General features: G+C 74.6%; 17 protein-coding genes. 13 read left to right on the top strand and 4 right to left on the bottom strand.

Going from position 1 to position 20,860, the window contains the following annotated elements:
- Positions 1-7 precede the first annotated feature (7 nt).
- Positions 8-2,272, top strand: coding sequence for an MMPL family transporter (locus EV562_RS02105; RefSeq protein ID WP_133884890.1), 2,265 nt, complete (start codon positions 8-10; stop codon positions 2,270-2,272).
- Here the strand turns inward: EV562_RS02105 and EV562_RS02100 are convergent.
- On the bottom strand, positions 2,247-3,353 hold the full coding sequence (locus tag EV562_RS02100; protein ID WP_133884889.1) for a PP2C family protein-serine/threonine phosphatase: 1,107 nt from the start codon (positions 3,351-3,353) through the stop codon (positions 2,247-2,249). The two genes, EV562_RS02105 and EV562_RS02100, sit on opposite strands and share 26 nt — an antisense overlap.
- Before the next feature lie 366 nt (positions 3,354-3,719).
- On the opposite strand from EV562_RS02100, the gene EV562_RS02095 reads away from it, so the two are divergent.
- Positions 3,720-4,619 (top strand): GNAT family N-acetyltransferase, encoded by a 900-nt coding sequence (locus tag EV562_RS02095; RefSeq protein WP_133884888.1) that lies wholly within the window; start codon positions 3,720-3,722, stop codon positions 4,617-4,619.
- Between the two features lie 154 nt (positions 4,620-4,773).
- Here EV562_RS02095 and EV562_RS02090 read toward each other — a convergent pair whose 3' ends face one another.
- On the bottom strand, positions 4,774-5,661 hold the full coding sequence (locus EV562_RS02090; RefSeq protein WP_133884887.1) for a Gfo/Idh/MocA family oxidoreductase: 888 nt from the start codon (positions 5,659-5,661) through the stop codon (positions 4,774-4,776).
- A gap of 573 nt (positions 5,662-6,234) precedes the next feature.
- Here EV562_RS02090 and EV562_RS02085 point away from each other — a divergent pair.
- The 9 genes from EV562_RS02085 to EV562_RS02045 all read left to right on the top strand — a co-directional run bounded on the left by EV562_RS02085 (position 6,235) and on the right by EV562_RS02045 (position 17,993).
- Entirely contained in the window at positions 6,235-7,161 is a 927-nt protein-coding gene (locus EV562_RS02085; RefSeq protein ID WP_133884886.1) for a dienelactone hydrolase family protein, read from the top strand.
- A gap of 234 nt (positions 7,162-7,395) precedes the next feature.
- Positions 7,396-10,275: a LuxR family transcriptional regulator gene (locus tag EV562_RS02080; RefSeq protein WP_133884885.1), complete on the top strand. Its 2,880-nt coding sequence runs from the start codon at positions 7,396-7,398 to the stop codon at positions 10,273-10,275.
- Between the two features lie 119 nt (positions 10,276-10,394).
- Positions 10,395-11,684: a helix-turn-helix domain-containing protein gene (locus EV562_RS02075; RefSeq protein WP_133884884.1), complete on the top strand. Its 1,290-nt coding sequence runs from the start codon at positions 10,395-10,397 to the stop codon at positions 11,682-11,684.
- 431 nt (positions 11,685-12,115) lie between these two features.
- Positions 12,116-12,907 (top strand): ABC transporter ATP-binding protein, encoded by a 792-nt coding sequence (locus EV562_RS02070; protein WP_133884883.1) that lies wholly within the window; start codon positions 12,116-12,118, stop codon positions 12,905-12,907.
- Entirely contained in the window at positions 12,904-13,698 is a 795-nt protein-coding gene (locus EV562_RS02065) for an ABC transporter ATP-binding protein (protein WP_133884882.1), read from the top strand. Before EV562_RS02070 ends, EV562_RS02065 begins: the two co-directional genes overlap by 4 nt.
- Positions 13,695-14,594, top strand: a complete 900-nt coding sequence (locus tag EV562_RS02060) for a branched-chain amino acid ABC transporter permease (RefSeq protein ID WP_133884881.1) — start codon at positions 13,695-13,697, stop codon at positions 14,592-14,594. The genes EV562_RS02065 and EV562_RS02060 overlap by 4 nt, the downstream gene beginning before the upstream one ends.
- Entirely contained in the window at positions 14,587-15,741 is a 1,155-nt protein-coding gene (locus EV562_RS02055) for a branched-chain amino acid ABC transporter permease (RefSeq protein WP_133884880.1), read from the top strand. Before EV562_RS02060 ends, EV562_RS02055 begins: the two co-directional genes overlap by 8 nt.
- Complete coding sequence (locus EV562_RS02050; protein ID WP_133884879.1) at positions 15,738-17,027, top strand: ABC transporter substrate-binding protein; 1,290 nt, start codon at positions 15,738-15,740, stop codon at positions 17,025-17,027. Before EV562_RS02055 ends, EV562_RS02050 begins: the two co-directional genes overlap by 4 nt.
- Before the next feature lie 147 nt (positions 17,028-17,174).
- Positions 17,175-17,993: an SAM-dependent methyltransferase gene (locus tag EV562_RS02045; protein ID WP_133884878.1), complete on the top strand. Its 819-nt coding sequence runs from the start codon at positions 17,175-17,177 to the stop codon at positions 17,991-17,993.
- 95 nt (positions 17,994-18,088) lie between these two features.
- Here EV562_RS02045 and EV562_RS02040 read toward each other — a convergent pair whose 3' ends face one another.
- Positions 18,089-19,012, bottom strand: coding sequence for a helix-turn-helix transcriptional regulator (locus tag EV562_RS02040; protein ID WP_133884877.1), 924 nt, complete (start codon positions 19,010-19,012; stop codon positions 18,089-18,091).
- 180 nt (positions 19,013-19,192) lie between these two features.
- Positions 19,193-19,420, bottom strand: coding sequence for a DUF397 domain-containing protein (locus EV562_RS02035; protein ID WP_133884876.1), 228 nt, complete (start codon positions 19,418-19,420; stop codon positions 19,193-19,195).
- A gap of 181 nt (positions 19,421-19,601) precedes the next feature.
- Between EV562_RS02035 and EV562_RS02030 the strand changes: the two genes are divergently transcribed.
- A complete protein-coding gene (locus tag EV562_RS02030; RefSeq protein WP_133884875.1) occupies positions 19,602-20,180 on the top strand; it encodes an ATP-binding protein in 579 nt (192 codons plus the stop codon).
- A gap of 28 nt (positions 20,181-20,208) precedes the next feature.
- Positions 20,209-20,757, top strand: a complete 549-nt coding sequence (locus tag EV562_RS02025) for a hypothetical protein (protein WP_166661529.1) — start codon at positions 20,209-20,211, stop codon at positions 20,755-20,757.
- Positions 20,758-20,860 lie beyond the last annotated feature (103 nt).

The raw sequence follows: 20,860 nt of genomic DNA, 5'->3' as shown, positions 1-20,860 counted from the left end.
CACGGCGATGGCACGCAGGCGCACCGGCGCCGGGGGACAGGGGACGGCGGGGGCGCGGGGACTGCGGCGCTGGGGCGAGTGGTGTGCCCGGCACGGGCTGATCGTGGTGGCCGGCTGGCTGGTCGCCCTGGTGGCGCTGACCCTGGCCGACCGCTCCTTCGGCGGGGACTACTCCGACGACTTCACCCTCCCCTCGTCCCAGTCCCAGCAGGGTCTTGACGTCCTGCAACGGCACGATCCGGCGGCCGGCGGCTACAGCAGCCAGATCGTCGTGCACGACGAGAAGGCGCTGACCTCGCTGGACTCCCAGATGGCCGGCACGGTGGGCGATCTGCAGAAGCTGCCGCACGTCCTGTCCGCACAGAACCCGCTCACCGCCCCGCCGGCCACCGGTTCCACGGGCGGACACGACGAGGGCCCGCTGGCCGCGGACGGCCGTACCGGCTACCTCACCGTCCGCTTCGACATCCAGCCCTCCCAGCTGGGCGACGGCTATCTGCACGGGGTCGACGACGCGGTCCGGCCGTTGCGCTCGGCGGGCGCCGAGGTCGAGTACGGCGGGGCGCTCGGCGAGCTGGCCCGCCCCGATGCCGACGACCGGGTGAGCGAACTCATCGGCTTCGGCGTCGCGATCGTCGTCCTGCTGATCGGCTTCGGCAGCGTACTGGCCGCCGTCGCCCCGCTGGTGACGGCGCTGATCGGGGTGGTCGGCGGCCTGGCCTGTCTCGGCCTGCTCGCCGCGGCGTTCACCTTCGCCACCGTGTCCCCGACGCTGGCCACCATGATCGGCCTGGGCGTCGGCATCGACTACGCCCTGTTCCTGATGACCCGGCACCGGCAGAACCTCATGGACGGCGCCGACCCGGTGCGGGCGGCCGGTCACGCCACCGGGACCAGCGGCCGGGCGGTCCTGGTCTCCGGCTGCACGGTGGTCGTCGCGCTGCTCGGCCTGTACGCGTCCGGCGTGTCCTTCATCGGCAAGCTCGGCATCGCCGCGGCCGTCACCGTCGTCTCGGCCGTCCTGGGCGCCCTGACCCTGGTCCCCGCCCTGCTGGGCCTCCTCGGGCGGCACGTCGACCGCCTGCGGGTACGCCGGCCCGTCGCGGAGACCGACGCGGAGCCGGGCGCCGAGCCGCACGGCACCTGGCACCGCTACGCACGGCGTGTGGAGCGGCGGCCCTGGTACTTCCTGGCCGGCGGCGTGGCGGCCCTCGTCGTTCTGGCCGTCCCCGTCTTCTCGATCCAGCTCGGCCACATCGGCGACGGCGCCGACCCCACGTCCTTCACCGACCGGCGGGCGTACGACCTGATGTCCGAGGCCTTCGGGCCCGGCTCCAACGGTCCGCTGACCGTGGTCGTCGACCAGAGCGGGGTGCCCGAGTCGCAGCGTTCGGACCTCGCCTCGCGCGTCACCGAGAGCCTCGGCGACGTGTCCGGCACGGCGGCGGTGACACCGGTGACCGCGACCCAGGACGGCGACGTGCTGCTCGCCACCGTCTACCCCGAGCACGCCCCGCAGAGCGCCGCCACCACCGGCCTCACCGACCGGCTGGCCGACAGCACCCTGCCGCACGCGGTCGCCGGCACCGACGCCAAGGGCTACGTCACCGGCACCACCGCGTCACAGGTGGACTTCCGCGACATCGTCGCCGAGCGGCTGCCGCTCATCATCGCGGTCGTCGTCGCGCTGGCCTTCCTGATCATCCTCGCCGTCTTCCGCGGCCTCCTGGTCGCCGTCAAGGCCGCCGTCCTCAACGTGCTGTCGATCGCCGCCTCCTACGGCGTCGTCGTGGCCGTCTTTCAGTGGGGCTGGGGCGGCCCGGCGCTCGGGGTGTCCGGCACCGTGCCCGTCGAGAGCTACGTCCCGATGATGATGTTCGCGATCATCTTCGGTCTGAGCATGGACTACGAGATCTTCCTGCTCTCCCGGGTGCGCGAGGCGTGGCTGCGCACCGGGGACGCCGAGGGGGCGGTGGCGCACGCCCTGGAGATCACCGCACGGGTCATCACCTGCGCGGCGCTGATCATGGTCAGCGTCTTCGCGGCCTTCCTCATCAGCGACAGCATCGTGGTCAAGATGCTCGGACTCGGCCTGGCGGTGAGCGTGCTCATCGACGCCACCGTCGTACGCCTGCTCCTGGTGCCGGCCGTGATGACGCTGCTGGGACGGCACGCCTGGTGGACACCGCGGTGGCTCGACCGGATCCTGCCGCACATCGACGCGGAGGGGGCGGGGGAGCGGGCGGTCACCGGCCGGCCGGCGAAGGAGTGAGCACGAGCATCGTCACGTCGTCCTGCACGTCCGGGCAGAAGTGCACGAGGTCCGCCCAGACGAGGTCCGGGAGCGCGGCCGCATCCTCGCCGGCCAGCGCGCTCAGCCGTTCCGCCAGCGGATAGAACGCGCCGCTGCCGTCCCTCGCCTCGACCACGCCGTCGGAGGCGAGGAACAACCGGTCGCCGGGACGCAGCGACACGGTGCACGCCTCGATGGTCCCGGCGTCCGCGAGGCCCAGCCCGAGCGGCGTCCACGGCGCCACCTCCAGCTCCCCGGCGTCGGCACCCCGCAGCAGCAGCGGCGGCGGGTTGCCGCAGACGACGACGCGCACCTCGGCGGCGTCTGCGGAGAACTCCAGCAGCGCGGCGGTCGCGAACAGCTCCGCGTGCCGCGCGTCCGCCGAGTCCACCAGCAGCCTGCGGTCCAGGCGCCCCGCCACCGACGCGAGGTCCGGCTGGTCGAGCACCGCCTCCCGGAACGCCCCCAGCAGCGAGGCGACCGTGGACACCGCCGACAGACCGTGCCCCTGCACGTCCCCCATCACCACCCGGATGCCGAAGGGCCCGTCCCGCACGTCGAAGAAGTCGCCGCCGACCAGCGTCCCGCGCTGCGCCGCCCGGTACAGCCCCGTGCAGCGCACCGCTCCGACCCGCTCGGGCAGAGGGGGAGCGACGGCACGCTGGGCGGCCTCGGCGACCGTGCGTTCCAGACCCAGCTGGGCGTCACGGCGACTGCGCACGAAGGACACGAAGACGCTCAGCACGGCGACGAAGACGATGGTCAGCAGGTCGGCGTCGCCCGGCCGGTCGAGCTGGAGCGCCGGGATGTGCAGCAGCGCGACCACCACACCGCCCAGCAAGGCGGTCGCCAGCGGGCCGTACGACAGGACGGCCAGCGGCGGGATGGCGCCCAGCAGGAAGCCGATCTCCAGCGGTTCGCGACTGAGCAGGGTCGCCGCGCAGATCGCCGCGACGAGGGCCGGCGGCAGCACCCGCACCCAACGGGGCGGTGGCGCCCCGCTCAGCCAGCTCCGCCGTTCCTCGCCCCGGCGCGGTGGCGGGGCGGACACCTTTCGCACACCACCACGCTCCTACGCCACCGCACCGCACGCACGCGGAGAGCAGGTGCGGGCGGTACGTCGTACGGCAGCGGGCGGTACTTCGGTACGGCAGCGGGCGGTACGTCGGTACGGCAGCGGGCGGTACGTCGGTACGTCGGTACGTCGGTACGTCGGTACGGCAGTGCGGCGGTGCGGAGGCGGCGCTCGGAGGAAAAAGCGGTCGCGGGACTCGTGCGGTGCCCCGTACCGTGTGCCAGGCGCCCCGAGACCGACGGAAGGAGGGCCGAGCCATGCAGTGCATCACACCCTCGCGCTCCCGCCCCGGAGTCCCGGCGTACCTCGACTGACCGGGAGCGCACCACGCGTACACCTCCCGGAGGAACCGTGACCGATCTGGTCATCCGCGCGCTCGACGCGAGCGACGCCCATCTCTTCGACACCCTGCCCGACCCGCTGGGCGCCCGCGAGGCTCACCGGCGCACCGTCCACCGCCCCGACTGGAAGCGCGTCGCCCTGCGCGACGGCACCGTCGTCGCCCGGGCCGCCTGGTGGGGCGGTCCCGACGACACCGAGCCCGTCAACGTCAACTGGTTCGACGTGGCCGAGGGCGAGGAGGAGGCCGGAGCCGAACTCCTGCGCACCGCGCCCTGGCAGGTCGAGCTGGAACTGAACCCGCCCGGCACCTGGCGCGAGGACCCCGCCGCGCGCACCGCCACCGAGGCACGCTTCGCCGCCGCACGGGCGGCCGGTTACGACCTCCTGGTCGAGCGCTTCCTGTACCGGTGGACACCGGAGTGCGGGCTCCCCGAGCGACCCGGCCGTCTGGACTTCCGCGCCGAGCCCGACGACGCGGTGTTCTTCGACGCGCTGCGCCGCATCCACTCCGTCACCCTGGACGCACACGCGCTGATGGAGATCGCGGCGGGCGGTCTCGACCGGGCCGCGCAGGCGGAGCTCGACTTCTTCCACTGGTGCCCGTCACCGCGGGAGTGGTGGCAGCTGGCCCACACCCCGCAGGGGGAACTCGTGGGCATGCACATCCCCGCGCACAACCCGTCCGGCCCGTGCGTCGGCTTCGTCGGCGTCCTGCCGGAGCACCGCGGGCACGGGTACGCCTTCGACCTGCTGGCCGAGTGCACCCACTTCCTGGTCGAGCGGGGCGCGGAGTCCGTCACCGCCGCGACGGACCGGGGCAACCACCCCATGGCCGCCAACTTCGCCAAGGCCGGCTACCCGGTCGTGCGGGAGCGGATCAACTTCCGTCCCGCGCACGCCGTGCGCTGACCCCGACCGACCGCACCGGGGGACGTCCGGCCCTGGGCCGACCGTGGACGTGCCCCGGTGCCGCGCACCGGTCCCGACGGGAGCGCGAGGGGAGACGGTCCTCGCCGTGATCGCATCGTGGGGGCGGCCGGTGCGGCCCCGAGGCTGACCGAGGTCAACCCCGGTGGGTCAGCAGGGCCTCGGCCTCGGCGAGGATCTCGGTGACCCGCAGTCCGAACGCCGCGTCGCACGGATGCGGGCGCCCGCCGCCGGCCGCGGTGAGCAGCGCGTCCGCGGCCCGTCGCAGGGCGGGCACCGCGCCCTCCGCGGTCTCCGGGAGCAGCGTCACGCCGGCCCGGCCGCGCAGCTCCACCGAGGCTCCCGCCGCGGCGGACGGCGCCGTCAGGCTCAGCGTGAGCGTGCTGGACGCGCCGCCGGTGTGGTCGAGGACCAGGTGGACGGTGTCGCCGGGGCCCGGCGCGGCCGCCGCCACGCGCCGGGCGTCACCGAGGACCGGCAGCAGCACGGACAGCGCGTGCGGGCCCACGTCCCACAGGGCACCCTTCTCCCGCCGCCACGGCGAGTCGGCGAACGGGCTGTCACCGTCGCCGAACACGGCGCCGAGCCACTGCGCCCGCGCGGTGAACCAGCCGTCCTCGGCCGCCTGTTCCGTGATCCACGCCCCGGTCTCGGGCTGGAACCGGGTGGTGAAGAAGACCACCGAGGCGACCCCCGCCGTCCGCACCGCCTCCGCCACCGCCCGCCCCTGCTCCACCGTCGGCGCGAGCGGCTTGTCGAGCAGCAGATGGCACCCGGCCCGCGCCGCGCGCACCGCCAGAGAGGCCTGTACGGCCGGAGGCAGCGCGACGGCGACGGCCTCCACGTCGGCCAGCAGGGCGTCGACGTCGTCGTAGGCGCGCGTGCCGTGCCGCCGCGCCAGCTCCCCGGCGGCATCCGGGCGACGCCCCCACACTCCCGCGAAGTCCAGCCCGTCGTGCCCGGCCAGGGCGGGGGCGTGCGTCATGTCCGCCCAGGGGCCGGTGCCGAGCAGTCCGATGCGCATGCCGCCGCCTTTCCACGGTGCCGGACCCGGTGCGGGCCCGGCGACGTTCCTCCAGGACGGCCGGCGCCCCACGGCCCGGCCGATGCCGAGCGTGCCACACCGCCCGGGGGCGTGGACAGGGAGGACGGCGCCGGGGGAGCGGCGGGGCCGTGGGGCGCCGAGCGGGGCGGGGAAACTCCGTGGCCTCTCCCGCCGCCGGGGGCCCGCGGTGTCCGGGAGGCCCGAGACGTCCGGCGCCGGGGTTCGTGATGTGCGGATGGCCCGAGACGTCCGGCGCCCGGGTTCGTGATGTCCGGCGTTCCGCGGTGCTGCGGACGGGCGTTCGCCGGCGGCCGGCCGTGCCCGGGTCCGGGCCTCCGGGGCGCCGGAGCGGCACCGCCGCCGGGGGCCGCGGCCCTCGGCACACGAGACCGGTGATTCTGCCGATCCCGCTCGGCCCCTCGCCCGTCGACAGTGGCACCGCCAGCTCATCGGCGAAGCCCCTCCGGCGGATGTCCCGGGACGCGACCCCACGTGTTCCGGGGCGTGTGCGATCACCGGCCGGGCCGCTCGCCACGACCGAGAGGACCCCCTGTGCGCAAGCCCCACACCCACGCCGCCACCGCTGCCCCACGCTCCCCGCGAGGCGCCCGGCGGCGGCTCGCCGGCACGACGGCCGCCGTGGCCGCGGTCGTCGCGCTGACCACCCTCACCGGCCCGGGAGCCCAGGCCGCCGACAACCCGTACGAGCGGGGCCCGGCGCCCACCGTGGCGAGCATCGAGGCGCTGCGCGGTCCCTACTCCGTCTCCGACACCAGCGTCTCCTCGCTCTCCGTCACCGGTTTCGGCGGGGGCACCATCTACTACCCGACCAGCACGAGCGACGGCACGTTCGGCGCCGTCGTGATCGCGCCCGGGTACACCGCGTACCAGTCCTCCATCGCCTGGCTGGGCCCGCGCCTGGCCTCCCAGGGCTTCGTCGTCTTCACCATCGACACCAACACCACGCTGGACCAGCCCGACTCCCGCGGACGGCAACTGCTGGCCGCCCTGGACTACCTCACCGGGCGCAGCTCCGTCCGCAGCCGGATCGACAGCAGCCGGCTCGGCGTCATGGGTCACTCCATGGGCGGCGGCGGCACCCTGGAGGCCGCCAAGTCCCGGCCGTCGCTCCAGGCCGCGATCCCGCTCACCCCCTGGAACCTGGACAAGAGCTGGCCCGAGGTCAGCACTCCGACGCTGATCGTGGGGGCCGACGGCGACACGGTCGCCCCGGTGGCCTCCCACGCCGAGCCGTTCTACTCCGGTCTTCCGTCCGCCACCGACCGGGCCTACCTGGAGCTGAACAACGCGACCCACTTCTCGCCCAACACGTCCAACACGACGATCGCGAAGTACAGCGTTTCCTGGCTCAAGCGGTTCATCGACAACGACACCCGCTACGAGCAGTTCCTGTGCCCGCTGCCCCGGCCGAGCCTGACCATCGAGGAGTACCGGGGCAACTGCCCGCACGGCTCCTGACACCTCCCCGGCCCTACGCCAGACGGGCACCCGCCGGCGGCGGTCGCGGACACCTCGCGGCCGTCGCCGGTCCGCTGTGCGGCCGCACCACCCCGGCCGGTCCCGGTTGGGCGGCGGCACAGCACGTGGACCGGGCGTCCGGCACGCTCTCGCAGGTGGCAGCGCGGAAGCCACCGCGGGCCCGGGCGGACGGATGCCTTCCGCCTCGGGTTACGCGCGCGTAACCTCCCGGGGATGACCGGAGAGACGACCGTGTGCACGGCCGTGCGGATCCACGGCCGCGGCGCGCAACGGAAGGCGTTGCGCGCACTGTTGGACGGGCTGCCCAGCCGCGGCGGCCGACTCCTGCTGACCGGCGAACCCGGCCTGGGGCGGACCACCCTGCTCCAGTGGGCCGCCCGCTCCTTCCACGCCGGCCCCGTGCTCCACCTCGGTCCCGGTACGGGCCCGGACCCGGGTGCGGGCCCCACCGCCGAGCAACTGCTCGCCGCCCTGCGGACGGCGGCGGACGCGGCACCCGCACTGGTGTGCGTGGACGACGCCCACCTGTGGGACGCCCCGGCCCGGACCGCGCTCGCCCGCGCGGCGGAGCACCTGAGCACCGCCGGCCGGGTCGGCCTGCTCCTCTCCGCCGCCTCGGACCGCGCCGTGGCCCCGGAGTTCGCCCACCTGCCCGTCGTCCGCCTGGACCCACTGGCACCGTCCCGGGCCGCCGCCCTGCTCGACGACATGACCGACGGCGCCGCCGCCCCCGCCGTCCGCGAGCAGCTCCTCGCCGAGGCGGAGGGCAACCCGGCCCTCCTCGCCGCCCTGGTGCGGCGGCTGTCACCGGCCGAGCTGCGGGGACACCGGCCGCTGCCCGGTCCCCTGGCGGACGCCGCGGCCCTCGCCGAAGCCGCGGGCGGCGCGCCGGCCGTTCCGTCCGCCCACGCGCGGGACCTGCTGCTGACGGTAGCGGCCGCCGTACGGGCCTCGGACGGGCCGGACGTCGACGCCGCCCTGGTCCGTGACGCGCTGCTGCGTCTGCGGCCGGATCCGGGGCCCGGCGCCCGTTCGCGGCCGCTGCCCCAGCAGCTCGCGCCGGCCGGCGACCGGCTCCGCTTCCACAGCCCGCTGGTCCGCCGTACGGTCTACGCCACCGCCACCCCGGACGGCCGCCGCGCCGTGCACCGCGCGCTGGCCGACGCGCTGGCGAACGGCGGCCACCGGCTCCCCGAACTGCTGCACCGGTCCTGGTCGTTGAGCGGCCCGGCGCCCGCCCCGGAGCAGGCGGACCACCTCGCGCGGGCGGCGGCCGACAGCACGGTGACGGCCACGTACCGGCTGCGCGCGACGGCGTACACCCGTGCCGCCGAGCTGACGGCCGACGCGGCGAGGCGGGCGGAGCGGTACACCGCCGCGGCGGAGCAGGCCCTGCTCGGGGGCTGCCCGCAGCAGGCCCGCCCGCTGCTCGCCGCGGCCCGGGACGGCGCCGTTCCCGCCGCCGTGCGGGGCCGGGCCGAGCTGGTGCGCGGTCTCGTGGAGCTCCGGGACGGCCCGGTCGGCGACGCCCACCAGTCACTGCTGCTCGCCGCGTCCCTGCTCGCCGCGGACGCGCCCGCCGACGCCGCGAGCGCCGCGCTGGCCGCCGCCGACGCGGCCTGGGCGGCCGGCGACCTGCCCGCGTGCCTGGCCACGCTCGGCCCCACCGCACCCCCACGCGCCACGGCCGCGGTCCCGGCACACGGGGCGCACCCGCCGGGGGCGGGTGCACAGGGGGAGCCGCGCGCGACCCCGGGCCCGCACGGGCGCCCGCACACGCGCACGGCCGTCCGCCCCACCGCGTCCCACCTCTCCCACACGTCGGCGTCAGTGGCGTCCGCCGTGCGGGACCACCGCATCGGCATGCGGGCACTGCTCGAAGGACGGTTCGACCGGGCGGGCGCACCGCTCGGGCAGGTGGTGCGGCGCGGCTTGACCGAGGACCGGCCCGAGGTGCTGCTGCGGGCGGCGGCGGCCGCGCTGCTGCTCGGTGACGTGGACGCGGCCCGCGGTGCCGGCGCCCGGGCGCTGGCCGCCGCCCGGCAGCTCGGGTCGGACGCGCTGGAGCCGCAGGCGCTGGAGTACCTCGCCTACGCCGAACTGCGCGCCGGCCGGCATCCGCAGGCCCGTGCCCACGCGGAGGAGGGGCTGCGCACCGCACTGCGCGCCGGGCAGCGCAACACGGCGGCGCACCACCGGGCGGTGCTGGCGCTCGCGGCGTCGATCGAGGAGGAGCCGGACGTCGTCGCCCGGCACGTCACGGCGGCGCTGGCCACGGCCCGGCGGCACGGACTGGCCCAGGCGCTCACCCTCGCCCAGTGGGCGGCGGCCCGTGCGGACCTCGGCCGGGGACGTCCCTTCGACGCCGCGGACCGGCTCGGACTGCTCGTCCTCCCGGGGCCGGGGCGGGGGCACTTCGCCGTGTGGCGGCTGGCCGTGCCCTGCTTCGTGGAGGCGGCGGTGCTCGCCGGCCGCCACGAGGACGCCCGCGAGGTCCTCGCGGACTTCGCCGGGTGGGCGGCGTTCGGCGCCGACCCGCAGGCCGCTGCCCAACTGGCCCGCTGCCACGCCCTGCTCGCCCCGCCGGAGCGGACCGACGACCTCTACCGGCGCGCCCTCGCCCGGCACGACGAAGCGGGCGGCGACTTCGAACGGGCCCGCACCGCGCTGCTGTACGGCAAGTGGCTGCGCAGGCGCCGCAGACCGCGCGAGGCCCGCGGCCGTCTCGGCGCCGCACTGGCCGGCTTCGAGGGGTGCGGCGCCGGAGTCTGGGCCGCACAGGCACGCGACGAACTGCGAGCCCTCGGGGCCGCCCCGCAGCCCGGCGGCGACGGGGCACCGACCCGGCTGAGCCGCCTGACCCCGCAGCAACTGCGCATCGCGCGGCACGTCGCCGAGGGCGCCACCAACCGCGAGGTCGCGCTGACCCTCGCGGTGAGCACCCGCACCGTCGACTACCACCTGCGCAAGGTGTTCGCCGCCCTCGGCGTCAGGTCCCGCCTGGAGCTGGCCCGCGTGATCGGGCTGGCGGAACAGGACCAAGAGGCCCGGCGGGCGGCGGCGCACCAGGAAAAGACCGGTGCACAACCCTAGGGACCGACCGGACGGTATGTCATCCTTCGGGGCAGGACGAGTCAGGGGGCAGGCCCGGCGCGGCGCGACGGCCGTCGCCGGGCGGCGCCTCCGCAAGCCCTGCCCTGGGGAGGACCGCGATGCAGCACGCCGTACGGTCACGAGCGATCCGCACCGGGCTGACGCCCGTTCCACGCCCGCGGACACCCGGTGTCACGTCGTTGATCGACGCCGACGCCCTGCGTGTCCTGCACCGGGCCGCGCGCGCCCTGCTCGACGACCTGCCCGACCTGACCGACCGGCTGGTGGCCCTGCTGGAGGAGCAGGAGCCCGCCTACCGGGCGAGCGTCACGAAGGACCCCGCCGCCACCTGGCAGGAGGCCCACCGCTCGCTGCGGCACAGCGTGGCCTCGCTGCTCGACCCGCGCGGCGCCCGGGACGCGGCCCGCCGCTGCTCCTGGCGGATCGGCGCCGCCCGCGCCGAACAGGGGCTTCCGCTCGACGCCTTGCTGCACGCCTTCCGGCTGGGCGGCTCGCTGGTGTGGCAGCGGCTGGTCGAGGAGACGTCCAGGGCCGCCCCCGAAGACGTACGGCTCCTCGTGCACGTGGCCGCCGACGTGTGGAACTTCGTCGACGAGCACTGCACCCTCGTCGCGGACGCCTACCGGCAGACCGAGTGGCAGATCGACCGGCGCCGCGAGAACCGGGCCCGGCTGCTGGCGGCCGGCCTGCTGGACGGCACCGGCCGCATCGCCGACCTGCCGGAGGCCGCCCGGACCCTGGACCTGCCGGAACAGGGCCGGTACGTCGTCGTCGCCGTGGCCGGCGGGCCCCCGGCCCGGTCCGACGTAGCCCGCGCCGCGGCCGTACCGCCGGGCAGCCGCGTCCACTGGCACGCCGGGCCCGAGACCGACTACGGGATCGTCCTCGTGGGTGACCGCGAGGGACTGCCGGAGGACCCGCACGGGCCGGGGGGCGGACGACACGGCCCCGCCCTCCACCCCGGTCTCCGGATCGGCGTCGGCAGCCCCGTCGTCGGCCTCGCCGCCGTCGGAGACGCCCGCAGGCTCGCGGACACGGCCCTGGGCATCTGCCCCGCGGCCGGCGGCACGGTGCGCCTGGCCGACCAGCTCCCCGCCGCCCTGGTCGTCTCCAGCCCCGATCTGGGCCGGGCGCTGGCCGAGAAGGTGCTCGGGCCCCTGCTCCGCCTGGAACCCGCAGACCGGGAGGTGCTCCTGGACACCCTCACCACATGGCTGGACTGCGACGGTTCCGCCCAGCGCGCCGGCGAGCGTCTCTACTGCCACCGCAACACGGTCCTCAACCGCCTCCGCCGCTGCGAACAACTCACCGGCCGCTCGCTGGCCCGCCCGGCCGACGTCGTCGAGTTCAGCCTGGCCCTGACCGCCCACCGCGTCCTGCACGACTGAGGCACGGGGCGGGGCCGAGCCCGCGAAAGCCGTCCCAGGAGTATCCGCAGCCCTGACCCTTCCGTGGCCTCTGCCCCCCCGGGTGGCGTCTGCCTCCCTCCGGGTGACCCCTGCCCTTTCGCTGCCCCTGTCCCTTCGGCAGCCCTCACCCCTCCGTGGGGCCGACCCGCCCCTCCGCAAGCCCCGGTCCGCCGCCCCGCGGGCCGGGGCTTCCGTCGCTCGGCCGGTTCACCCGCTGGTCTGCCCGGGACGCCTCGGGCGGCGTTCCCGCCCCGCCCGCATGGGCATCCGCACAGACTCGGCCACCCCGGACTGGGACCCCGCAGCGACCCTGCCCTAGCCCCCTGTACGGCCCGTGGCGCCCGTGCTGTCGTGAGCTCCCCCCATTCACCCGTCACCGTGCCTCCCCGGCGCGGTCCCAAGGAGCCGCGATGCCCGCAGCACCACCGGACGGCGCGCCCGCGCTGCACGTCGAGAGCCTCGACGTGACGTACGGACGCGCCCTGTCCGCCCTCCGCTCCGTGTCCCTGACCGTCCCGCACGGCGCCGTCGTCGCCCTGCTCGGTGCCAACGGCGCCGGCAAGACGACGCTGCTGCGGGCCGTCTCGGGCACCCTGCGCCTGCACCGCGGAGCCGTCACGGCCGGCCGCGTCCGCTACGGCGACACGGTCCTCGACGGCCGGGACCCGGTCGCCGCCGTACGCGCCGGGGTCGTCCAGGTGCCCGAGGGCAGGCGGGTGTTCGCCGGACTCACCGTCGACGAGAACCTGCGGGCCGGCGGACTCGGCCTGAACCGGCGGGCACCCGCCCAGGTCCACGAGGCCCGCGACCGCGTCTTCACCCTGTTCCCGAGGCTCGCCGAACGCACCCGCCAGGCCGCCGGTCTGCTCTCCGGCGGCGAACAGCAGATGCTCGCCATCGGCCGCGCCCTGATGGCCGCGCCCCGCCTGCTCCTCCTCGACGAGCCCTCGCTCGGCCTCGCCCCGATGATGGTCGACCGCATCGCGGAGGTCGTCCGGGAGATCAACGCCCAGGGCACCGCCGTACTCCTCGTCGAACAGAACGCCGGCATGGCGCTGTCGCTCGCCGAACACGCCTACGTCCTGGAGGTCGGCGAGATCCGGCTCTCCGGCGAGGCGGCCGAACTCGCGCGGACGGACGCCGTGCGCCGCCTCTACCTGGGCGACACCACCGACGACACCGAAGACAAGGGGGCCGCGTGACCACCCCCGCCGCGCCCCGCGCGCTCGACGTACGGGGCGTGACCGTGCGCTTCGCGGGCCTGCTCGCCCTCGACGACGTCTCCTTCACCGTCGCCCCCGGCAGCGTCCACGCCGTCATCGGGCCCAACGGCGCCGGCAAGTCCACCTGCTTCAACGTCCTGTCCGGCCTGTACCGACCCGCCGCGGGCACCGTACGGCTCGGCGCCGCGGAGCTGACCCGGCTCGCCCCGCACCGGATCGCCGCCCTCGGCGTCGCCCGCACCTTCCAGAACATCGTCACCACCCAGGGCACCGTCGCCGACAACCTGATGCTCGGCCGGCACGCCCTGTCCCGCGCCGGTTTCGCCGCCAGCGCCCTGCGGCTGCCCCGCGCCGTGCGCGAACAGCGCACCCACCTCGCCCGGGCCCGTGAGATCGCCGAACTCACCGGCCTCGGCGCCCACTTCGACTCACCCGTCGCGCTGCTGTCGTACGGCGACCGCAAACGCGTGGAACTCGCCCGCGCCCTGTGTCTGGAGCCCCGTGTCCTGCTGCTCGACGAACCCGTGGCCGGCATGAACGCCGCCGAACGCGTCCGCATGACCGAGGTCGTCCGGGAGGTCCGTGCCGAACTCGGCCTCTCCGTAGTGCTGGTCGAGCACGACATGGGTCTGGTCATGCGGCTCGCCGACGAGGTCACCGTGCTCGACTTCGGCCGGGCCATCGCCCACGGCACACCCGACGAGGTCCGGCGCGACCCCGAGGTGCTGCGCGCCTACCTCGGCACCACCACAGGGGAGGACGCGGCATGACCGGCTTCCTCGACAGCCTCCTGAACGGCCTCGCCCTGGGCTCCGTCTACGCCCTGATCGCCCTCGGGTTCGTCACCATCTTCAAGGCCTCCGGCGTCCTGAGCTTCGCCCACGGTTCCCTGCTCCTGCTCGGCGGCTACCTCGTCGCCGTCCTCCACGACGACCTCGGCTTCGCCGGGGCGCTCGCCCTCGCGGTCCTCGTGACGGCGGCCGTGGCCGGGCTGCTGGACCGGGTGCTGCTGCAACGCGTCGGCGGGGGCGACCCGCACGCCGCCCACGTCCAGACCATCGTCACGATCGGCATCGACATCGTGCTGGTCACCGACCTCGCCCGGCGTATCGGCGGCGACCTGCTGCCGCTCGGTGACCCCTGGGGCTCCGCCGTCACCGACCTCGGCCCGGTGACCGTGGCCGACAGCCGCATCGCCGCGATCGTGGTGTCCGCCGTCGCCATCGGCGCGGCCTTCGCCCTCTTCCGGTTCACGCCCTGGGGGCTGTCGCTGCGCGCGGCCGCCGAGGACCGCGAAGCCGCCGCCCTCATGGGCGTACGGCTCACCCGCGTCCGCGCCCTCGCCTGGTGCCTGGCCGGCGCACTGGCCGCGCTCGCCGCCGTCTTCCTCGTCGCCTTCCCGGCGCCCGGACTGGAGCGCACCACCGGGCAGATCGCGCTGAAGGCCTTCCCGGCCGCCATCCTCGGCGGCATGACCTCCCCGGTCGGTGCCCTGGTCGGCAGCATGCTGATCGGTCTCACCGAGGCCTTCGCCGCCGGCTACCAGTCCGACCTGCACGTGCTCGGCGAGGGCTTCGGCGACGTGGCGCCGTACGCCGTGATGGTGCTCGTCCTGCTGGTGCGCCCCGCAGGACTCTTCGCCGCGAAGGGAGCGGCCCGTGTCTGACCTCGGCTCCGTCCTCCGCAAGCGCGGTCCGCTCCTGGTGACCGCCCTCCTCCTGTGCGCCCTGCCCTTCTACCTGGACGCCTTCTGGCTGCGCATCGGCCTGTTCTCCATGGCCGCGGCCATCGGCGCCGTCGGCCTCGGCCTGCTCAGCGGCACCGCCGGACAACTCTCCCTCGGACACGCCTTCTTCCTCGCCGTCGGCGCGTACGGCTACGTCTGGCTGGCGGGCGAACCCGGACCCGGACTGCCGCCCGCCGTGGCCCTCGTCCTCGCGGTGCTCCTCGCCGGCGCGGCGGGCGGCCTGTTCAGCCCCGTCGCCGGGCGGGTGAAGGGCGTCTACCTCGGCGTGGCCACCCTCGCGCTGGTCTTCCTGGGCCACCACGTCCTGCTCACCGCGGACTCCGTCACCGGCGGGTTCAACGGCCGCTCGGTGCCGCCCCTGCAGCTCGGCGGCTTCGCCTTCGCCGAGGCCGACCCGGAACTCACCGTCCTCGGCGTCCCGTTCGGCGCCGAGGAACGGCTCTGGTACCTGGGGCTCGTCCTGTTCGCCGTCACCTGGTTCAGCGCACGCGGTCTGCTGCGCGGACGCCCCGGGCGGGCTCTGGTGGCGCTGCGCGACAGCGAGACGGCGGCGTCGGTCATGGGCGTCCACGTGGCCCGGTACCGCTCCGCCGCGTTCGTCGTCTCGTCGATGTACGCGGGCCTCGCCGGCGTCCTGCTCGCGCTCTCCTTCCGCCGCGTCGTGCCCGACTACTTCTCCCTCGCCCTCTCCGTCGACTACCTCGCCATGATCGTCATCGGCGGTCTCGGCTCGGTGGCCGGAGCCACCGCAGGCGCCGTCTTCGTCACCGCGCTGCCCCTGCTGATGACCCGCTACGCCGACCAGTTGCCGCTGGTGGCGGCGCCCGGGTCCGGCGGCGGCTCGATCGGCCCCACCGAGGCCTCCCGCTACCTCTACGGCGCGGCGATCGTCGTCATCCTCCTTTACGCCCCCGACGGCCTGCACGGACTGGCCCGCCGCACCCGGGCCCGCCTGCGCCGCCGCCCGTCCGTCACCGGCCCGCCCGGCAACCGTCCCTCGCCCGGGGCCACCGTCCCCGCCACCACCACCGACACCACCGCACGAGCCAAGGAGCACACCCCGTGAACGCCACGCACCCCAGGCCCCGCACCGCCCGCACCGCCCGGACCGCCACCCTGGCCGCGGCACTGGCCGCCGTGCTGCTCGCGGGCACCGCCTGCAGCTCCAAGGCGGACGGCGGGAGCAGCGACGACGCCGCCGACGGCGTCAAGGCCGGACCCGGAATCAGCGACAAGACCATCAGACTCGGCGCCCTGACCGACCTCACCGGCCCCTACGCCACCCTCGGCAAGAGCATCGTGCAGGCCCAGCAGATGTGGGCCGACGAGACCAACGCCGCGGGCGGCATCTGCGGACGCAAGGTCGAGATCGTCGTCAAGGACCACGGCTACGACGTACAGAAGGCGGTCACCGCCTACGCCGACATCGCACCGGACGTCGTCGCCCTGCCCCAGGTCATCGGCTCCCCGGTGGTCGCCGCCCTGCTCGACGACATCGAGCGCGACCACCTGCTGACCTTCCCGCAGGCCTGGGCCGCCTCCCTGCTCGGCCGCGACTCCGTCCAGGTCCTCGGCACCACCTACGACCTCGACATGATCGCCGCCGTCGACTTCCTCACCCGCACCCAGAAGCTCGTCAAGGGCGACACGATCGGTCACGTCTACTTCGAGGGCGACTACGGCGCCAACGCGCTGGAGGGCTCCGAGTGGGCCGCCGAGCAGGCGGGGATGAAGATCGCCGGACAGAAGATCAAGGCCACGGACACCGATCTGACCGCACAGGTGTCGGCCCTGAGCAAGGCCGGGGTGAAGGCGATCCTGATCAGCGCGGGGCCCGCCCAGACCGCCTCGCTCGCCGGGGTGGCGGCGGCGCGCGGTCTGAAGGTGCCGATCGTCACCAGCGCGCCCGGCTACGCGCCCCAGCTGCTGAAGACACCGGCGGCCCCCGCGCTGGAGGCCATGGTCCACGTGGTCAGCGCCGCTCCGGCGGTCAGCTCCGACCTGCCGGGCGTCAAGAAGATGGTCGCCTCCTACCAGAAGGCGTACCCGGGCGAGCCCGTCGACTCCGGTGTGCTCTCCGGGTACAACGCCGCCCAGCTGACGGGCATCGACCTGAAGAAGGCCTGCGAGGGCGGCAGCCTCACCCGGCAGGACGTGGTCAAGGCGCACCGCTCGCAGAAGAACGCGGACACCGGGCTCGGCACTCCGCAGAACTTCACCTACGTGACCGCGCCGGCCAGCCGGTCCACGTACGTGCTGAAGCCCGACGCCAAGGCGGTCGGCGGTCTGGTCGGCGCGGAGGGCGCCCACAAGGCCCCCGGTGTGGACGCCTACCTGGCCGGGCGCGGCTGAGTCGGCCGAGCGGCCGTCAACTCCTCGGCCACATGGTCGGATTGATGGCCGCTCGGTCCACCCTCTGGTTCGGCTGACCACGGGGTCAGTAGGATGTACTGTCTGTCATGCCAGTCCAGTTGGCACCGGTACGGAGCTGGGGGAACGATGCAAGCCGACAAGCAGCTGTCCACGGAGATCGATGCCAACGTGCCGACGGCGGCACGTATGTACGACTTCTACCTGGGCGGCAAGGACAACTACGCGGCCGACCGGGCGGCCGTCAGTGAACTCGACAAGGTCGTCCCCAGCACCCGCCGGCTGGCCCTGAACAACCGGCGTTTCCTCGCGCGTGTGGTCCGTGTCCTCGCCGAGGACTACGGCATACGCCAGTTCCTGGACCACGGCTCCGGTCTGCCCACCCAGGACAACGTGCACCAGGTCGCCCAGCGCATCGCCCCGGACTCCCGCGTGGTCTACGTCGACAACGACCCGATGGTGCTGGTCCACGGCCGGGCGCTGCTCGACCAGAACGACCAGACGGCCGTCATCCACGCCGACATGCGTTCGACGGAGGAGATCTTCTCCCACCCGGACACCCAGCGTCTGATCGACTTCTCGCAGCCGGTCGCCGTGCTGTTCAACTCGGTCTTCCACTGCATCCCGGACAGCGAGACCGACGGGCCCAAGGCGGTCATCCGCCGGGTGACCGAGCGGCTCGTGCCCGGCAGCTTCGCCGTGATGTGCCAGCTGGTCAGCGAGGACGCCGAAGTGCGGAAGTTCGTCACGGACTTCATGGACCAGGCGACCCAGGGCCACTGGGGCCGGGTGCGTGAGCCGAAGGACGTCGAAGGCTTCTTCGAGGGCATGGACATCCTGGAGCCCGGGCTCGTGGAGGTCTCCACCTGGCGTCCCGACACCGAGGTGGCGCCGCGTCAGCTCTCCGACGAGTGGATCGAGTTCGGCGGTCTGGGCCGCCTGCGCTGAGCGTCGTCGCCCGTCCTGACGCACCGATCACCCGCAGGGCAACACGAGGGGGGCCATGCGCATCGCGCATGGCCCCCCTCGTGTTGCCCTGCTTGCTATGTGGTGGCGGCGTAGCGGGTCGCCATCGTCTCCCGCAGGCGGTTCAGTGACTCGCGCGGGGTCAGCGCCTCGTCGGCGAGCCGGTCCAGCGCCACCCGGTACTCCTCGGTCTCGTCCCGGTCCTCGAGGAAGTTGGCGCTCTTGATGTGCTCCAGGTAGACCACGTCGGGCAGATCGGCGCCGCCGAAGCGGAGATAGGTGACGGGGATCGCGGGCGCCGACGCGTGTGTCACGTCCAGCGGCACGATCTGCAGCGTCACATGGGGCTTCTCCGCCATCTCGACCAGGTGCCCGAGCTGCTCGCGCATGACCTCGCGGCTGCCCAGCACGCGCAGCAGGACGGACTCGTCGATGATCGCCCACAGCTGCGGGGCGTCCCTGCGGTGCAGCAGCTCCGCCCGGCGCTTGCGCAACTCGACGCGTCGCCGGACCTCGGCCGCGGGGGCGTTCGGCAGGCCGCGCTCGACCACGGCCGCCGTGTAGGCCTCGGTCTGGAGCAGGCCGGGGACGTACTGGATCTCGAAGGTGCGGATGGTCGCCGCGGCCTCCTGGAGGCCGACCAGGCGGTCGAACCACTCGGGCATCAGGCGCTTGTCGTACCGCTGCCACCAGCCCGGTTCACCGGCCCGCTGCAACAGCTTGACCAGGACCGAGGCCTCGTAGGCGTCGGTGCCGTACTGGTCGAGGAGAGCACGGACGTCGCTCTCCGTGGGAGGCTTCCGGCCCTTGCCCGACTCGATGCGGGAGAGCTTCGCGGCGCTGAACCCCACGGCGCGGGCGGCCTGCTCCTGGGAGAGGCCTGCGTCCTCGCGGAAACCCGCCAGCTGTACGCCGACGAGCATCTTCAGCAGGGTCGGAGCCGGCTCGACCCGGTCCAGATAGGGTTCGAGTCGGGAGATGCGATGCGACGCGGCGGACATCCTGGCTCCCAGCAGACCGGCAGACTTGTAGAAAAGACTATCTCATCCCGAACCGGCCCACCGCATCCGCCTGTAGAAATCGGGTAGTTGGACTCCGCTTCCGGCTGTCCCCGACGTCCCGTGGCCGCATGGCCACGTGGCCGCGTCGCCCGTCGTCCGCGGCCGCCGCGCCGCCCCGCGCTACAGCAGGTGGTCGAACTCGCCTTCCTTCGCGCCGGCCAGGAAGGCGGCCACCTCCGCCGGGGTGTAGACGAGTGCGGGGCCGTCGGGGTAGCGGGAGTTGCGCATCGCTATGCCTCCGTCCACGAGGGCGACCTCGACGCAGTTGCCCTCGGCGTTGCTGTGCCGACTCTTCTTCCAGCAGGCGTCCAACTGGCTGGCCTGCACTCCGTTGCGCACTGGTGGCACCGCGGTCTCCTTGCCGTTCGGGGGGAGCGGACCGAGTCGTGCCGGTCCCCGAGCGCCCCCATCCGATTTTTTTCGCGCAATTTCCCGTGCAATTGCACGGGAGCGCTCTAAGCGTGGATAATAGCTGTGGCGTCAACCCCCCGGTTGATGTCCCGTCCTGACGTCGCATCAGGGAGATGCTGTGCCGTCACCTGCGCATCCAACGCTCCGGTCGCCCGGCGAAGTCGTGTCGGAGGCGGGTGCGCCGACCCGGTCCGCAGGGCTCCCGTACCCGGTGCGGGAGTCCGCCTGCCGGACCGACGGGGTGATGCCCGCTCCGTACGCGAAGGGCCTCTTCTCGGCCGGCCGCACGGCCACCGCCGCGTTGCGCGTGGCGTGCAGCGGTGAGGGGTTCGCCCGGGCCCGGGTCTTCACGCGGGACACGCTGCGCGGGTGGTCGCTCGAGCACTGCGGTGACGACGCGGTCCTCGTGATCACCGAGCTCGTCTCCAACGCCGTGACGCACGCGGTGCCGTCCGCGGCGGCCGGTGCGCCGGAAGTCGGGCTCGGGCTGGTTCTGGACGCCGCCCGTCTGACGCTGACCGTCTCCGACTCCGGGGACAACGCGCCCGTGTTCCACCCGTCCGACGGCTCCGCACTTCAGGAGCACGGACGCGGCCTGTGCATCGTCGACGCGCTCGCGGAGGAGTGGGGCTGGGCCCCGCGTCCCCCGGCGGGCAAGACGGTCTGGGCCACGTTGTCGACCCGTCCCCTCTCCTGACCCGACTGCCGCGGAAGGGCCCCACACCATGCGCAGCGCTCCGACACCCAAGCCGAGCATCCAGCGCACCGACCACCAGACGCAGCCGCCCGGCTCACCCCGCGCCGCGGCCCCGCTGGCGGGCCTCGACGGCGTGCCCTGGAGCGACATCCAGGACTCCACCGGCTCGGCGGCGGCCATCCCCCGGCTGCTGCGCAAGGTCGCCCGGGGCGACGCCGAAACCGCCCGCGCCGCCCTCGGGGATCTGCGCAAGCGCATCTGCCAGTACGGCTTCGTCGTCGAGCAGGCGACCGCCGCGACCGTCCCCTTCCTGTGGGAGCTGGCGCAGCGGCCGCAGGTGAACTGCCGGGCGCAGATCATCCAGCTGCTCAAGAACATCGCCGACGCCCGGCAGTGGGAGACCACCGCCACCGCCTACCCCAAGCTGCTCAACCACCGTGAGAACCCGGTGGTGTGGGAGCGCGCGGCGCGGCAGGCCGTCCGCGCCCGGCGGGACGGACTGGAGCGACTGCTGGCCGAGGGCGACACCGAGATCACGCGCGCCACCACCGAACTCGCCCGCACCCTCGGGGACTGAGCCCGCCCCCGGGACCGAGTCCCGGGCCCGCGGAGGATCGAGCGCCGGGACCCGCGCCCTCCACGGGGGAGAAGGCGCGGGTCCCTTCCAGCACGCGGAACGA

Source organism: Streptomyces sp. BK208 (assembly GCF_004364245.1).
Lineage (GTDB): Bacteria > Actinomycetota > Actinomycetes > Streptomycetales > Streptomycetaceae > Streptomyces.
Note: the sequence above shows the minus strand (reverse complement) of the source record. Positions and strands in the feature narration are given on the sequence as shown.

Coding starts and splice junctions, on each gene's coding strand:
- EV562_RS02040 (WP_133884877.1), bottom strand. CDS start 19,012: ATGTCCGCCGCGTCGCATCGCATCTCCCGACTCGAACCCTATCTGGAC.
- EV562_RS02045 (WP_133884878.1), top strand. CDS start 17,175: ATGCAAGCCGACAAGCAGCTGTCCACGGAGATCGATGCCAACGTGCCG.
- EV562_RS02025 (WP_166661529.1), top strand. CDS start 20,209: ATGCGCAGCGCTCCGACACCCAAGCCGAGCATCCAGCGCACCGACCAC.
- EV562_RS02070 (WP_133884883.1), top strand. CDS start 12,116: ATGCCCGCAGCACCACCGGACGGCGCGCCCGCGCTGCACGTCGAGAGC.
- EV562_RS02060 (WP_133884881.1), top strand. CDS start 13,695: ATGACCGGCTTCCTCGACAGCCTCCTGAACGGCCTCGCCCTGGGCTCC.
- EV562_RS02080 (WP_133884885.1), top strand. CDS start 7,396: ATGACCGGAGAGACGACCGTGTGCACGGCCGTGCGGATCCACGGCCGC.
- EV562_RS02090 (WP_133884887.1), bottom strand. CDS start 5,661: ATGCGCATCGGACTGCTCGGCACCGGCCCCTGGGCGGACATGACGCAC.
- EV562_RS02075 (WP_133884884.1), top strand. CDS start 10,395: ATGCAGCACGCCGTACGGTCACGAGCGATCCGCACCGGGCTGACGCCC.
- EV562_RS02105 (WP_133884890.1), top strand. CDS start 8: ATGGCACGCAGGCGCACCGGCGCCGGGGGACAGGGGACGGCGGGGGCG.